Source organism: Citricoccus sp. SGAir0253 (assembly GCF_005877055.1).
GTDB lineage: Bacteria > Actinomycetota > Actinomycetes > Actinomycetales > Micrococcaceae > Citricoccus.
Window position 1 is genome coordinate 3,172,295 of sequence record NZ_CP039424.1, and the last position, 13,868, is coordinate 3,186,162.

Below are 13,868 nucleotides of genomic sequence, written 5' to 3' on the forward strand. Positions count from 1 at the left end.
CGCCTCGCGCGGGACGCACCCCACCATTCTACGCGTCGTAGAGAAACGCCTCGACCGGCATCCGGCGCCCTCCGACGGGAGCCCGGACCGGCCCTACCGGCGCGGGGCGCGCGGCTCGACGGCGGCGCGGGCCTCGGGGCCGGCGTCGTGCCGGAAGCCGAAGCCGGAGATGGCCAGCAGGACGGCGATGACGATCGCCCCGCCGCCCACGATCCCCAGCATGCCGTGCGGGTCCAGGCGCAGGAACAGGAGCAGGCCGATGCCGGTGAGGATCCCCACGCCGCCGGTGTAGAGCTGGTCCCGCGCGGGGACGAACTCGCGGCGGTGCCGGGCCCAGGCCACGAGCTCGGCCGTGCCCGCGCCGAGGAGCGCGATCGCGCCGACGAGCCCGGCCACGAACGGCGTCCCGGCGAAGAGCAGGACGACGGCCCCGAGCATGAACACGGCCGCGGCGATCGACAGCGGGCCGCGCATGCGCTCCGGCACGGGGTCGCGGCGCAGGTACTCCCACAGCCCGGAGCCGGAGAAGACGAAGTAGGCGGCGAGCCCGTACTTCAGCACGGGCAGGCCGGGCTGCTGCAGGAACACGGTGGTCAGACCGAAGATCGCCGCGATCAGGGCGCGGACGAGGATCGGCTTCCACATGACGGCGGCGGTCTCGGCGGGGGCTTTGGCGGCAGGCACCCGACCATTCTAGGTCCGCCCGTCCGGGCCGCCCCGCAGGTCCGCCGGGTCAGCCCCCGCCCGTGCGCATCCACGCGTCGGTGCGGGCCCGCAGGCCGAGCGTGGCCGCGCGGGCGCCGAGGTAGACCCCGGCGAACCCGGTCCACAGCAGGGCCAGCTGCACGCCCGCGCCGGGCGCCCCGCCGGGGTCCGACCAGTCGGCGGTCCATCCGGCACCCCCGCCGGCCACCCAGGCCAGGAGGGCGAGCACGGGCAGGTACACGGCCAGGTTCACGACGCCGGCCAGCGCCAGGTAGCGGGCATCGCCGGCCCCGATCAGCACGCCGTCCAGGACGAAGACGTAGCCGCTGACCGGTTGCGAGGCGGCCAGCACGAGCAGTCCCGCGGTGGCCGCGGACCGCACGGCCGGGTCCGGGGTGAACAGCGGCGGCAGCACCCACGCCAGCGCGGCCAGCAGCACGCCGGTGGCCAGCCCGAACCACAGGCTCCAGCGCACCATGGTGGCGGTCAGGGCACGGGCGGCGTCCCGGCGGCCCGCGCCCAGCTCCCGGCCGATGAGGGCCTGCGCGGCGATCGCGAGCGCGTCGAGCGCGAAGGCCAGGGTGGAGAAGACCGTGAAGACGAGCTGGTGGGCGGCCAGCGTGGCCACGCCCAGCCCCGTGGCCGCCATGACGGTGGCCAGGACGGCCACGCGCAGGCTCGCGGTGCGCAGCAGCAGCCAGGACCCCAGCTGGGCGGTGGCCCGCATCCCGGGCCACGAGGGGGCCAGGCCGGACCCGGCGGCGCGGAAGCGCGGCAGCAGCACGCCCAGGTAGACGGCGAGCATCCCCCACTGGACGATCGAGGTGCCCGCGGCCGAGCCCGCGACGCCGAGGCCCAGGCCGTAGACGAGGACCCAGTTCAGCGCGATGTTCAGGGCGAACCCCGCCCCCGCCACCACGAGGGGCGTGCGCGTGTCCAGCAGGCCGCGCAGGATGCCGGTGGCCGCGAGCACCCCGAGCATGGCCGGCAGCCCGGGCATGGACCAGCGCAGGTAGGCCACGGCGTGCTGGGAGACGGCGCCCTCCGCGCCGACCAGCCCGGCCAGCCACGGGGCGGCCGCCCAGCCGGCCACCGCGAGGAGGAGGCCGAGCAGCAGGGCCAGCCAGACGCCGTCGCGCCCGCGGTCCATGGCGGCCCGGAGGTTCCCGGCGCCCATGGCCCGGGAGACCGCGGGGGTGGTGGAGTACGCCAGGAAGACCATCAGGCCGGTCACCGTGTGCAGCACGGTGGTGCCGATCCCGACGCCGGCCAGCTGGGCGACGCCGAGGTGCCCGACGATCGCGGTGTCCGCCAGCAGGAACAGCGGCTCGGCCAGCAGGGCCCCGAACGCGGGCACCGCCAGGGCGAGGACCTGCCGGGACAGCGGCCGGGTGTCGCTGGGCACGGCGCGGTGGTGCGTGTCCGGGGAGCCCACGGCGGATCAGCCGAGCAGCGGCAGCAGCGTGTAGGCCACCACGATGGAGATCAGGTTGTTGAACACGTGCAGGATCGTCACGTACGCCAGCGACTTCCCGGACCAGACGTAGGCCACGCAGATCGCCGCGGCCAGGGTCAGGTACGGGACCACCTCCACGGGGTTGAACCGCAGGCCCGTGCTGAGGAAGTGGATCAGGGCGAACAGCACCATGGACAGCGCCACGCACACCCACACGTTCACGTGCCGGGAGAGCTTGCCGATCATCAGGTGCCGGAAGACGTACTCCTCCACGAGCGGGGCCATGAGCACGGTGACGAGGACCATCGGCAGGAAGTCCACCTGGGTGGTCATCTCCTCGATCGCGAGCTGGTTGGCGCTCTTGATCGGCTCCCCCGCGGCCATGACCACGAGGGCGTTGACCATGATGCAGCCCAGCCAGACGGCCGGGACCAGCCCCACCTTGAGCCAGCCCCGGTACCGGAAGGTGCGCAGGGACGCCACGAAGGGGCGCCAGCACGCGATCACCACCAGCACCGTGAGCACCGAGTAGCCGATGAGGTTGATGGTGAAGGTCAGCGAGCCCTGGTTGAGGCTCCCGTCGGCCTCGGTGAACCGGTCCAGGAAGCCGGGGATGAGCGCCACGAGCGCGGCCCCGCCCAGCAGGAAGACCAGCACGTAGGCCAGCACCGTGGCCAGGTCCATCCACGTGAAGGGGCCCGGGTCCAGCACCACGCGGTCCCCGCGGCGCCGGCGGGGCCACCCCGGCGGGATGCCGCCGGCGCCTCCCGCGCCGGCCGGTCCCGCCGGCTCCGGGGGCGGACCCGGCGGGGCGGGGGTCGGGGGCTGCGGAGCCTGCGGCGGGTCCTGGGTCATGGGCCCATGCTAACGGCGCACCCCGACGGCGGCCCGGGGGACCGGCACGGCGCCGGGCTCAGGACCGGGCGCGGGTGAAGATCGCGGCGCGGACGTCGTCGTCCTCCTCGAGCCCGGCGCCGAGCGCGGAGCCGATGGTGGCCAGCCCACCGACGAGCCAGGCCAGCTTCAGGTACTCGGGGAAGCGCGCCGGGACGCCCGTGACGGCGCCGAACACCTCGGGGTCCACGAGCAGCAGCGCCCCGGCCAGGGCGGCCACGGCCAGGCCGGCGTGCAGGGTCACCACCCCCACCAGGACCGTGGCGACCGTGGCGATGTTGAACAGGGCCACCTGCTCCCGCTCGCCCCGGCGCCGCGGCCGCTCCCACAGGTCGGCGCCCACCACGAGGGAGACGGTCACGGCGGCGATCGCCACCGCTCCGAGCAGCGCCATCTGCACCCCGGTGTACTCGGCGGACAGCAGCCACAGGTCCGTGGTGACGAGGGTGAGCGCCCCCGTGGCGAGCGCGGCGGTGAGCGAGCGGGACAGGCTCGCCGCGAGCAGCCACGGCCGGTTGGCGCGCAGGGTGCCCAGCAGGAGCCGGGCGTTGCCGGCCAGCACGCGCCCGGCGAACCGGCCGCCGCCCTCCGGGCCGCGGTCCTCCACGTCCGTGGCGAGCTGGCGGGCGGCGTCCACGGCGCCGCGCGCCTGCGCGGGGCCGGGCGCGCCGTCGTCGGGGTCCAGGCCCAGGATGCCGGCGACCGTCCGGCGCACCGCCTCGGCCACGTCCACCCCGGCGAGGTCCAGGGACACGACGCCGGCGGCGTGCACCGGGGAGACCTGGGCGGTGAGGGTGTGCTTGCCCTGGCGCAGCGGCTCCCGGCGCACCCCGACGGCCAGGTCCCAGTCCTCGTCGAGCAGGCGGTCGCGGGCGGACTCCAGCAGGTCGAGCGCCTCGTCCTCGTCCGGGTCCGCCCAGTCCTCGCGGACGGCCCGGACGTCCCACGCCAGCCCCGGGTAGGCGGCGGCGAGGTCCGCCGCGAGGGACACGGCCAGGGCGTGGTCGCCGGCCGGCTGTCCCGCGGGGCCCGCGGCACCGCCGGGGCCGCCGGGGGCGTCCGGACGGCCGGCGTCCCCGGCCACGTCCGGCCCGATGAGCACGCCGAGCCGGACGACGACGTCGGCCACCGCGGCCCCGGTCGCGGGTGCGGTCACCGGTCCTCGCCCTCCGGTCCGGCATCGTCCGACGCCACGGCCGCCGGCTCGGCGTCCGGGTCCACCCCCGCGGCGAACTGCGAGCGGTAGAGCCGCTCGTAGGAGCCCCCCGCGGCGAGCAGCTCCTCGTGGGTGCCCTGCTCCACGATGTCCCCGTGCTCCATCACGAGGATCACGTCCGCGTCCCGGATGGTGGAGAGTCGGTGGGCGATCACGAAGGAGGTCCGGTCCGTGCGCAGGGCGGCCATCGCGTGCTGGACGAGCACCTCGGTGCGGGTGTCCACGGAGGAGGTGGCCTCGTCCAGGATGAGCAGGGCGGGGTCCGCCAGGAAGGCCCGGGCGATCGTGATGAGCTGGCGCTCCCCCGCGGAGACGGTGGCGCCCTCCTCGTCCACCACGGTGTCGTAGCCCTCCGGCAGGGTGTGCACGAACCGGTCCACGAAGGTGGCCCGGGCGGCGGCGACCACCTCGTCGTCCGTGGCGTCGAGCCGGCCGTAGCGGATGTTCTCCCGGATGGTCCCGCCGAACAGCACCGCGTCCTGCAGCACCATGCCCACCTGGCCGCGCAGCACGGCCCGGTCCAGGGTGCGGGTGTCCACGCCGTCGAGCAGGATCCGGCCGGCGTCGATCTCGTAGAAGCGCATGACGAGGTTGACCAGCGTGGTCTTGCCGGCGCCCGTGGGCCCGACGATCGCCACGGTCTGGCCCGGCTCGGCGACCAGGGACAGGTCCCGGATGAGCGGGCGCCCCGGGGCGTAGGAGAACGCCACGTGCTCGAACTCGATGCGCCCGCGCACCGGCCGGGCGAGCGTTCCGGGCCGGGGTCCGGCGGGGTCCGGGGTCCCGTCCGCGGCGCGGTCGGACAGGTCCGGCTCCTGCTCCTCGGCGTCGAGCAGCTCGAAGATGCGCTCGGCGGAGGCCACCCCGGACAGCAGCATGTTGGACATCCCCGCCACCTGGCCCAGCGGCTGGTTGAACTCCCGGGAGTACTGGATGAACGCTGTCACCGCGCCCAGGGTCATCTGGCCCGTGGCCACGCGCAGCCCGCCCACCACCGCGATGCCCACGTAGCCGAGGTAGTTCACCCACTGCATGATCGGCATGATCATCCCGGAGTAGAACTGGGCCCGGAAGGAGGCCTCGAACAGCTCCTCGTTGCGCTCGTCGAACCGGGCGCCCATGTCCTGCTGGCGGCCGAACACGGTGACCAGCTCGTGGCCCGTGAAGGACTCCTCGATGTGCCCGTTGAGCCGGCCGGTGTTGCGCCACTGCGCCGCGAACAGCCGCTGCGAGCGGCTGCCGACCAGCCCGACCACCACGGCGGACAGCGGCAGCGCGACGAGCGCGATCAGGGCCAGCTGCCAGGACAGCCAGAACATCATGACGATGATGCCCAGGATCGTCAGCACGGAGTACACGAGCGTGGCGAGGGCGTGCTGCAGGGCCTGCTGCACGTTGTCCACGTCGTTCGTGGTCCGGGAGAGCAGGTCCCCGCGCTGGCGGGTGTCGAAGTAGGACAGCGGCAGCCGGTTCACCTTGGCCTCGATGTCCTGGCGCAGCCGGAACACCACCCGCATCACCACGTCGTTGAGCACCCGGCCCTGCAGCCACATGAACGTCTGCGCCACCACGTACATGCCGAGCACGACCAGCAGTAGCCGGGCCAGCTCGCCGAAGTCGATGCCCTGGCCGGGGACGAACTCCATGCCGGAGAGCATGTCCGCCACCTGGCCCTGCCCCACGGCCCGCAGGCCCCGGATGACCTCCTCCTCGCTGGCCCCGGCGGGCATCCGGGAGGAGACGACCCCGCGGAAGATGACGTCCATGGCCCGGCCGAGCACGGCGGGGGCCCAGACGTTGAACACCACGGCCACCACCACGAGGGCCAGCACGGCGGCCAGGCCCAGCCGCTCCGGGCCGAAGGCCGCCAGCAGGCGCCGGGCGGAGGGCCAGAACGCCTTCGCCCGCCGGGGCGCCCCCTGGCCGTGGTGGCCGGTGGAGCCCACGCTGTCCTGCAGTTCGGTGATCTCCTCGTCCGAGAGCACGACGCCGGCCGCGCCCGCGTCCCGCCCGGCACCCCGCCGGCCCCGTGGGCCCCGCCGGCGGGCGGCGTCCCGGCCCGCGCCGCCGCGGCCGTCGTGCCGCCCGGCGCGCCCGGGGGCCGTGGTCCCCTGGTCCGCGCTCATGCCACCTCCTCCGCGCTGAGCTGGGAGTCCACGATCTCCCGGTAGGTCTCCGAGGTCTCCAGCAGCTCCCGGTGCGTGCCGCGCCCGACGATCCGGCCGGCGTCGAGCACCAGGATCTGGTCCGCCTCGGTGATGGTGGACACGCGCTGGGCCACGATGATCGTGGTCGCGCCCTGCGTGTACTCGGCCAGGGCCGCGCGCAGGCGGGCGTCCGTGGTGACGTCCAGGGCGGAGAACGAGTCGTCGAAGAGGTAGACCCGCGGCCGGGCCACGAGCGCCCGGGCGATGCACAGCCGCTGGCGCTGGCCCCCCGAGACGTTGGTGCCGCCCTGGGAGATCGCCGAATCCAGCCCCGTGCGCGCCGCGTCCCCCTCGCCGGTAGTGCGCCCGGCCACGAACTCCGTGGCCTGCGCCGTGTCCAGGGCCGCCCACAGCCGGTCCTCGGGCGCGTCCGGGTCCCCGAACCGCAGGTTCTCCGCCACGGTCCCGGAGAACAGGTAGGGCCGTTGCGGCACGAGGCCCACGGCGCGGGTGAGCGTGGCCCGGGACAGCTCGGTGACGGGGACGCCGTCCACCAGGACGGTGCCGCCGGTGGCGTCGTGGAGCCGCGGGACGAGGTTGACGAGCGTGGTCTTGCCGGAGCCGGTGGAGCCGATGATCGCCGTGGTCCGCCCGGCCGGGGCCGTGAAGGAGATCCCGTCCAGCACGGGGGCGGCCGCCCCCGGGTAGGCGAAGGTGACGTCCCGGAACTCCACGGTCCCCTCGGGGAGCGCCGGGGTGACCGGGTGGGCGGGCTCCTCCACCGAACCGCTGGTGGAGAGCACCTCGTCGATGCGCCGGGCGCAGACGATCGCCCGCGGGAGCATCATCACCATGAAGGTGCCCATCATCACCGCCATGAGGATCTGCAGCAGGTACTGCATGAAGGCGGTCAGGGAGCCGACCTCCACCACCCCGGCGTCCACCCGCAGCCCGCCGAACCACAGCACGGCCGCGGTGGCCAGGTGCAGGACCATGGTGATGACCGGGCCCATCAGCACGAACAGCCGGCCGATCCGCACCGAGGTGTCCGTGAGCGCGGCGTTGGCGTCCGTGAACCGGCGCTGCTCGTGCTCCTCGCGTACGAACGCCCGGACCACGCGGATGCCCATGACCTGCTCGCGCATCACGGCGTTGACGCCGTCGATGTTGCCCTGCATGCGCTCGAACAGCGGCATCAGCCGGCGCACCAGCAGGCCCACCAGGACCAGCAGCAGCGGCACGGAGACCCAGACGAGCCAGGACAGCCCGGCGTCCTGGCGGACGGCCATGATGATCCCGCCGATGGACATGATCGGCACCGCCACCATGAAGTTCAGGGCCATCAGGGTGACCATCTGCACCTGCTGGACGTCGTTCGTCCCGCGCGTGATCAGGGTCGGCGCCCCGAAGCGGCCGATCTCCTCCGCGGAGAACCCGTCCACGTGCCGGTAGACGGCCCGGCGCAGGTCACGGCCGATCCCCATGGCCACCCGGGCCCCGCACCAGACGGCGCCGATGGCCGCGACCACCTGGGCCAGGGCCACGGCGAGCATCACCGCGCCCGTGCGCCAGATGTGGCCGGTGTCCCCCACGGCCACGCCGTGGTCGATGATGTCCGCGTTGAGGCTGGGCAGGTACAGCGTGGCCAGGGTGGCGGCCAGCTGGAGCACCAGCACGGCCAGGACGAGGCGGCGGTGGGGCCGGCCGTACCGCCGAAGGAGTGTCCACAGCATGGGTGTCGCTTCCGGATCGTTCGGTCCCGTCCCGGGTGGGGGCGCGGGGTGGACGTCCCCGGGCCGGTCCGCCGGACGGCCCGTGCGGGCCCGCGGGCGCCCGGTGCGCGGTGCCCGCGAGGCGGGCGCCCGGTGCGTGGTGCCCGGGGCGGCGGGGGCGCGGCGAGGACGGGGCTGGGAGTGTCCACGACCATCATGCACCACCCCCGGCACCGGCGGGTCACCCGGCCCTCCCCCTCATCTGCAGGTCGAAAGTGCACCGTTCCAGCCCGGATCGGGGCTCGTTCCGGGGCGCTTTCGACCGCCAGTTGCGAACAGCGCCAGTTGCGCACAGGGGCCGGAGTGCTCGGGGGACCAGGGCGCACGGGGGCTCAGGTCAGGTGGTCGCAGCGCCCCTCGGCCCAGTCCGCATGCCGGCGCGCCGAGCGGTGCACCACCGCGCGGGCGTCCGTGGCGATGCAGCCGGTGAAGTTGTCGTAGAGCCGGTCGTAGTCGTACCGGTCCAGGTGCTCGGCGATCCGCAGCGCCACCCGCCCGGACAGCGGCAGGTAGTTGGGGAAGGAGCGCATGAACGTGGTCCAGGCCCGGTCCCGGGCCACGCCCACCGTGTCCCCGGCCAGCAGCACGCCCCGGCCGTCCCGCGCGGTGAAGTGCACCACCACGCTGCCGGGGAAGTGCCCGCCCGGCTGGGAGGCCGTGACCCCGGGCAGCGGCTCGAGCGTCCCGGACCACCGCACGGGGTTCGGCGGGCGCCGGGCCGGCCAGCCGGCGTCGGGCTCGGAGACGTACACCGGCGCGTTCCCGAACGCCGCCGACCACTCGGACTGCACCCCGTACATGTGCGGGTGCGAGGCGATGATCCCGGCGAGGCCCCCCAGCCCGGCCACCGCCGCCACCGCGGCCTCGTCCACGTAGGCGGGGACGTCCACCATGAGGTTCCCGGCCGGGGTCACCAGCACCTTGGCGTGCTGGCCGATCCCGACGCCGCCGCGCACCGGCAGCGCCCACAGGCCCGGTTCCAGCTCGGCCGGCCGGATCGCGGCGCCCCCGGCGCGCAGCTCGCCGAGGGTGGTCCAGCGCTGCCCGTCCGCGGGCACCCACTGGCGGTCGTCCGCGCAGACGGCGCACACCGCCGGGAGGGCGGCGGGATCGTGCTCCACCCCGCACGTGGCGCACAGGACGGCGGCGTCCCGCCCGGGGTCCGGCGGGACGGGACCGGCGGCGGCCCGGCTGGTGGGGGACCCGGTGCCCGGGGTCTGGGTGTCCATGGTCCCGGCAGTGTAGGTTCCGGTCATGACCGCAGGACAGGCCCCGGACCCGGAGGCGCCCCTCACCGAGCTCACCTTCACCGTGGCCGGGCGGATCGCCCGGCCCGTGGCGGAGGTGTACGAGGCGGTGGCGGACCCGGAGCAGCTCGCCCGCTACTTCACCACGGGCGGCGCGATCGGCCGACTGGAGACCGGCGCCCAGGTCACGTGGGACTTCGCCGACCACCCGGGGGCGTTCCCGGTGGACGTGGTCGAGGCGAGCGCGCCCCGGCGGATCGTGCTGCGCTGGGACGGCGAGGCCACCGTGGACGAGTCGGACACCACGACCGCGACGATCGAGTTCGCGCCCCTGGACGGCGACGAGCGCACGCTCGTGAGCATCACCGAGTCCTCGTGGCGGCCCACCGTGGAGGGGGCGCAGAACGCCTTCGGCAACTGCATGGGCTGGACCGGGATGATCGCGGCCCTGAAGGCCTGGCTGGAGTACGGCGTCGTCCTGCGGGAGGGCTTCTACGCCTAGGCCACGCCGAGTTCATGCCGAGGTCATGCCGGGGTCACGCCTGGGTGCGGCCCGCCCACTCGTGGGCGGCCTTGTTGCGCAGTCCCACCAGCTCCAGGGCGCGGCGCTCGAGCACCCGGTCCTGCTCGGTGGCCGCCCGCCACTGCCGGACCGGCACCGCGCGGCCGTCCGGGCCGGTGGAGACCATCACGCTGAGCCCGTGGGCGATGAGCCGCGGCTCGCGCTCGCGCCGGTCCCCCGCCCGGGCACGGACGGAGACGTGCATGGAGCGCGCCGAGGTGTGCACCAGCTGGGCCTCGAGCTCCACCAGGTCCCCCACGCGCACGGGCTGGTAGAACCGGACGCCGCCGGCGAACACCGCCACCACGGGCAGTCCGGACCACCGGGAGGCGCACACGTCCGCGGCCTCGTCGATCCACCGCATCACCACGCCGCCCTGGACCTTCTCGCCCGGGTAGACCTCGCGCGTGCTGGCGATGAAGCGCAGCACCACGGTCTCGGCGGTCATCTCCCCCAGGAAGGGCGCCTCCACGAGCGCCTCCTCCATCTCGCGGCGGATCGACTGGCGCGCCATGGCCATCCGCTCGTGCTCGCGATCCTCCTCGGTGCTGGGCTCCCAGCGGCGCACGGGCACCGGCGTGCCGCCGGCGTCCACGGCCACGTAGACCATGACGCACTCCGTGGAGACGAGGGACCTGCCGTCCGCGTCCTTGCTCTCCGGCAGCACCACGCGCGTCTGCACGTGCACGGAGGTGCGCCCCGTGTGCACCACGCGCGCCTGCACGATCACCCGCGTCTCCACCGGGACCGGGTGGGAGAAGTGCATGTTCCCCACGTAGGAGGCCACCACGTCCGCCCCGGACCAGCTGGCCGCGGCGGCGTAGGCGGTCTTGTCGATCCACGTCATGACGGTGCCGGCGTCCACCGAGCCGTCCGGGTGGTCGTAGGCCTCGGCACGGAACTGGAGGGCGATGGAACTGCGGGGCATGACTCGAACCTAGCACCCGTGACGCACGCCACGTCCGGGCCGTTCTCGCCCAGTGGGAACTCCCGGCACAATGGGGCCATGGAGACTGCACCCCCGCCGCCCGCGCCCGCCGGCGAGCGCCGCCACGAGGTGACCCTGCGCTTCCTGGCCGCCCCCACGGACCGCGGGCACGCCGGGACGGTGGACGCCGGCCGGGTCCTCGAGTGGATCGACAAGGCCGCCTTCGCCGCGGCCACCGCGTGGTCCGGCTCCTACTGCGTGACCGCGTACGTGGGCAACATCCACTTCCGCGATCCCGTCCAGGTGGGGGAGATGGTGGAGGTCACCGCGACCGTCCTCTACACCGGGCGGACCTCCCTGCACATCAGCACCATGGTCAGCTCGGGGGACCCGAAGACCGGCGCCCTCGAGGAGCGGGCCCGCTGCCTGGTGGTCTTCGTGGCCGTGGACCGGGACGGCCGCGCCCAGCCGGTGCCCGAGTTCGTCCCGCGCACCCTGGAGCAGCAACTGGCCCGGGAGTACGCCCTCTCCCGCATCCCCGTGCGGGACGAGATCGCGGCGGAGCTGAAGAAGCAGCGGTACACGGACGCCGGCACCGCCGAGCGCGTGGTGCTGCGCTTCCTGGCCGCCCCCACGGACGTCAACTGGGGCGGCAAGGTCCACGGCGGGATCGTCATGGAGTGGATCGACCAGGCCGCCTACCTGTGCTCCTCGCGCTACTGCGGCCGGGACACGGTGGCCGTGTTCTCCGGCGGCATCCGGTTCCTGCAGCCCCTGCACATCGGGGACCTCGTGGAGGTCGAGGCCCGGCTGATCTACACCGGGCACAAGGGCATGCACATCGCCGTGGAGGTCCGCTCGGGGGATCCCAAGGGCTCGGAGCTGCGGCTGACCACCAACTGCATCACCGTCATGGTGGCCCGCGACGACGAGGGCACCTCGGTGCCCGTGGAGCCCTGGGTGCCGGTCACGGAGGAGGACCGGCGGCTGTGGCAGCACGCCCGCGACCTGCTGATGATCCGCGGCCGCGCCCCGGGCAACCGCCTGCCCAACCACCTGCTGGCCGAGCCGTCCGGGGTCGCCGGGACGGCCGGCGGCCCCGCCGAGGAGGAGGGATCCTGATGGACCGCCACGACTGGGACGTGCACCTGCCGGAGCCCCACCGCCCCCGGCCCGACGCCGGCCCCGTGCCGCCCGCGGCCGTGCTCGCCGGGCTGGAGAGCGAGGACTGGCAGGTGCGCGAGGCCGCCTGCCGCGTGGCCGGCGGCCAGGGCGTCACGGAGGCCGAGCGGGCGCTCGAGGGCCTGCTGGCCGACCCGGACCCGCGCGTGCGCAGCGCCGCGGCCCACGCCCTGGGCACGGTCGGCCGGGAGAGCGCCGCCCGGGTCCTGCACGGGCTCGTGATGGACCCGGACTCCGTGCTGGCGTCCGCCGCCGAGGAGGCCCTGGAGCGCATCGCCGAGCGGCTCGGCCGCCCGGACCTGCGCCCCGGGACCGACTACTGAGCCGACTGGCGGACCGACGGCCCGGCCGACGACCGGGCCCCGCGCGGCGCCGGGGACCGTGGAGGCCGGGTGCCACCCCTCGGTACCCTTGGGGCATCATGCAATGCCCCCACTTCGATGCCGGCGAGTGCCGGTCCTGCCCCCTGATGGGGGTGCCCTATCCCCGGCAGCTGGCGGACAAGCAGGCCGGCGTGCGCGCCCTGCTGGACCCCGTCCTGGGCACCCGCGCCCCGGACGGCACGGACCTGTGGCTGGAGCCGGTGGCCTCCGCGGAGTCCGCGTTCCGCAACAAGGCCAAGATGGTGGTCACGGGCACGGCGGCGCACCCCCGGCTGGGGATCCTCGACCCGCGCCAGCACCCCCGGCACCACGACGGCACGGGGGTGGACCTGCGCGACTGCGGGCTCTACGAGCCGGCCCTGGCCGCCGCGTTCCCGCCCCTGGCGGAGGCGATCACGGCTGCGGGGCTGACCCCCTACGACGTCGGCTCCCGCACGGGGGAGCTCAAGCACGTCATCGTCACCGTCTCCCCGGAGGGCGGGCTGATGGTTCGGTTCGTACTGCGCTCCACGGAGCAGCTGCCGGCCCTGCGCCGGGCGCTGCCCGGGCTGCTGGAGGCCCTGCCGCGCGCCGAGGTGGTGACCGCCAACGTCCTGCCGGAGCACCAGGCGCTGCTCGAGGGCGAGGAGGAGATCCACCTGGCCGGGGAGCAGACCCTGGCCATGCGCCTCAACGGGATCCCGCTGCACCTGCGCCCGCAGGGGTTCTTCCAGACCAACACCGCCGTCGCCTCCGCCCTCTACGCCGAGGCCTCGGCGTGGCTGGACACCACGGACGCCGAGAGCGCGTGGGACCTGTACTGCGGCGTGGGCGGCTTCGGCTTCCAGCTCGCCGAGGTGCGCCACGGCTCCGGCCCGCGGCCCGCCGGCGCCCCGCGCACCGTGTGGGGCCTGGAGACGGCGGCCGACGCCGTCGCCGCCGCCCGCGCGACCGCCCGGGAACTGGGGGTGGAGGACCGGGTGCGCTTCGCCGTCGGGGACGCCACGGACCCGGCGCACCGCCCGGAGGGGCTGCCGGACGCCGTGGTGGTCAACCCGCCGCGGCGGGGGCTGGGGCCCGGGCTCGCCGACTGGCTGGAGGGCTCGGGCGTGCCCCACGTGCTCTACTCCAGCTGCAACGCCACCACGCTGGCGAAGGACCTGGCGCGGATGCCCGGCTACGCGCCGGTGCGCGCCCGGCTGCTGGACATGTTCCCCCAGACCGGGCACTACGAGGTGCTCGTCCAGCTCGGGCGCCGCCCCTGACCGCCCGCCGAGCAGCGCGCCGCGCCCCGGCCCCGAGGTGACGCCAAGGCTCCGGGGCTAGCATGGCCCATCGACCACCGACCGCCCGCCGGGTCCCCACCGCCGGACCCCCCGGCCCTCCCCCGCCCGCCC

The 13,868-nt window shown here is 75.0% G+C and carries 12 protein-coding genes; 4 read left to right on the top strand and 8 right to left on the bottom strand.

Annotation, left to right across the window (positions count from 1 at the left end):
* Positions 1 to 93 precede the first annotated feature (93 nt).
* From E7744_RS13845 to E7744_RS13875, 7 genes are all read right to left on the bottom strand, one after another.
* A complete protein-coding gene (locus E7744_RS13845) occupies positions 94 to 684 on the bottom strand; it encodes a hypothetical protein (protein WP_137774627.1) in 591 nt (196 codons plus the stop codon).
* 49 nt (positions 685 to 733) lie between these two features.
* The gene (locus E7744_RS13850; protein WP_246858463.1) at positions 734 to 2,110 is read right to left on the bottom strand and encodes an MATE family efflux transporter; all 1,377 of its coding nucleotides are present in this window, start codon (positions 2,108 to 2,110) and stop codon (positions 734 to 736) included.
* A 36-nt stretch (positions 2,111 to 2,146) separates the two neighbouring features.
* The gene (locus tag E7744_RS13855) at positions 2,147 to 3,016 is read right to left on the bottom strand and encodes a CPBP family intramembrane glutamic endopeptidase (protein ID WP_137774629.1); all 870 of its coding nucleotides are present in this window, start codon (positions 3,014 to 3,016) and stop codon (positions 2,147 to 2,149) included.
* Positions 3,017 to 3,074: 58 nt separating this feature from the next.
* Positions 3,075 to 4,211, bottom strand: a complete 1,137-nt coding sequence (locus tag E7744_RS13860; protein WP_210417124.1) for a hypothetical protein — start codon at positions 4,209 to 4,211, stop codon at positions 3,075 to 3,077.
* Positions 4,208 to 6,397, bottom strand: a complete 2,190-nt coding sequence (locus E7744_RS13865) for an ABC transporter ATP-binding protein (protein WP_137774630.1) — start codon at positions 6,395 to 6,397, stop codon at positions 4,208 to 4,210. The genes E7744_RS13860 and E7744_RS13865 overlap by 4 nt, the downstream gene beginning before the upstream one ends.
* Positions 6,394 to 8,151, bottom strand: coding sequence for an ABC transporter ATP-binding protein (locus E7744_RS13870; protein ID WP_137774631.1), 1,758 nt, complete (start codon positions 8,149 to 8,151; stop codon positions 6,394 to 6,396). Before E7744_RS13870 ends, E7744_RS13865 begins: the two co-directional genes overlap by 4 nt.
* A 371-nt stretch (positions 8,152 to 8,522) precedes the next feature.
* The gene (locus E7744_RS13875; protein ID WP_137774632.1) at positions 8,523 to 9,419 is read right to left on the bottom strand and encodes an MBL fold metallo-hydrolase; all 897 of its coding nucleotides are present in this window, start codon (positions 9,417 to 9,419) and stop codon (positions 8,523 to 8,525) included.
* Positions 9,420 to 9,444: 25 nt separating this feature from the next.
* Here E7744_RS13875 and E7744_RS13880 point away from each other — a divergent pair, with 25 nt between their 5' ends.
* Positions 9,445 to 9,939 (top strand): SRPBCC domain-containing protein, encoded by a 495-nt coding sequence (locus E7744_RS13880; protein ID WP_137774633.1) that lies wholly within the window; start codon positions 9,445 to 9,447, stop codon positions 9,937 to 9,939.
* Between the two features lie 34 nt (positions 9,940 to 9,973).
* Here E7744_RS13880 and E7744_RS13885 read toward each other — a convergent pair whose 3' ends face one another.
* Positions 9,974 to 10,927 (bottom strand): acyl-CoA thioesterase, encoded by a 954-nt coding sequence (locus tag E7744_RS13885; RefSeq protein WP_137774634.1) that lies wholly within the window; start codon positions 10,925 to 10,927, stop codon positions 9,974 to 9,976.
* Between the two features lie 78 nt (positions 10,928 to 11,005).
* Here E7744_RS13885 and E7744_RS13890 point away from each other — a divergent pair, with 78 nt between their 5' ends.
* The 3 genes from E7744_RS13890 to E7744_RS13900 all read left to right on the top strand — a co-directional run bounded on the left by E7744_RS13890 (position 11,006) and on the right by E7744_RS13900 (position 13,736).
* Positions 11,006 to 12,049, top strand: coding sequence for an acyl-CoA thioesterase (locus E7744_RS13890; RefSeq protein WP_137774635.1), 1,044 nt, complete (start codon positions 11,006 to 11,008; stop codon positions 12,047 to 12,049).
* Positions 12,049 to 12,432, top strand: coding sequence for a HEAT repeat domain-containing protein (locus E7744_RS13895; RefSeq protein WP_137774636.1), 384 nt, complete (start codon positions 12,049 to 12,051; stop codon positions 12,430 to 12,432). The genes E7744_RS13890 and E7744_RS13895 overlap by 1 nt, the downstream gene beginning before the upstream one ends.
* 98 nt (positions 12,433 to 12,530) lie before the next feature.
* On the top strand, positions 12,531 to 13,736 hold the full coding sequence (locus tag E7744_RS13900) for a methyltransferase domain-containing protein (protein WP_137774637.1): 1,206 nt from the start codon (positions 12,531 to 12,533) through the stop codon (positions 13,734 to 13,736).
* The last annotated feature ends 132 nt before the right edge of the window (positions 13,737 to 13,868 follow it).

Coding starts and splice junctions, on each gene's coding strand:
- E7744_RS13855 (WP_137774629.1), bottom strand. CDS start 3,016: ATGACCCAGGACCCGCCGCAGGCTCCGCAGCCCCCGACCCCCGCCCCG.
- E7744_RS13865 (WP_137774630.1), bottom strand. CDS start 6,397: ATGAGCGCGGACCAGGGGACCACGGCCCCCGGGCGCGCCGGGCGGCAC.
- E7744_RS13870 (WP_137774631.1), bottom strand. CDS start 8,151: ATGCTGTGGACACTCCTTCGGCGGTACGGCCGGCCCCACCGCCGCCTC.
- E7744_RS13875 (WP_137774632.1), bottom strand. CDS start 9,419: ATGGACACCCAGACCCCGGGCACCGGGTCCCCCACCAGCCGGGCCGCC.
- E7744_RS13880 (WP_137774633.1), top strand. CDS start 9,445: ATGACCGCAGGACAGGCCCCGGACCCGGAGGCGCCCCTCACCGAGCTC.
- E7744_RS13885 (WP_137774634.1), bottom strand. CDS start 10,927: ATGCCCCGCAGTTCCATCGCCCTCCAGTTCCGTGCCGAGGCCTACGAC.
- E7744_RS13890 (WP_137774635.1), top strand. CDS start 11,006: ATGGAGACTGCACCCCCGCCGCCCGCGCCCGCCGGCGAGCGCCGCCAC.
- E7744_RS13895 (WP_137774636.1), top strand. CDS start 12,049: ATGGACCGCCACGACTGGGACGTGCACCTGCCGGAGCCCCACCGCCCC.
- E7744_RS13900 (WP_137774637.1), top strand. CDS start 12,531: ATGCAATGCCCCCACTTCGATGCCGGCGAGTGCCGGTCCTGCCCCCTG.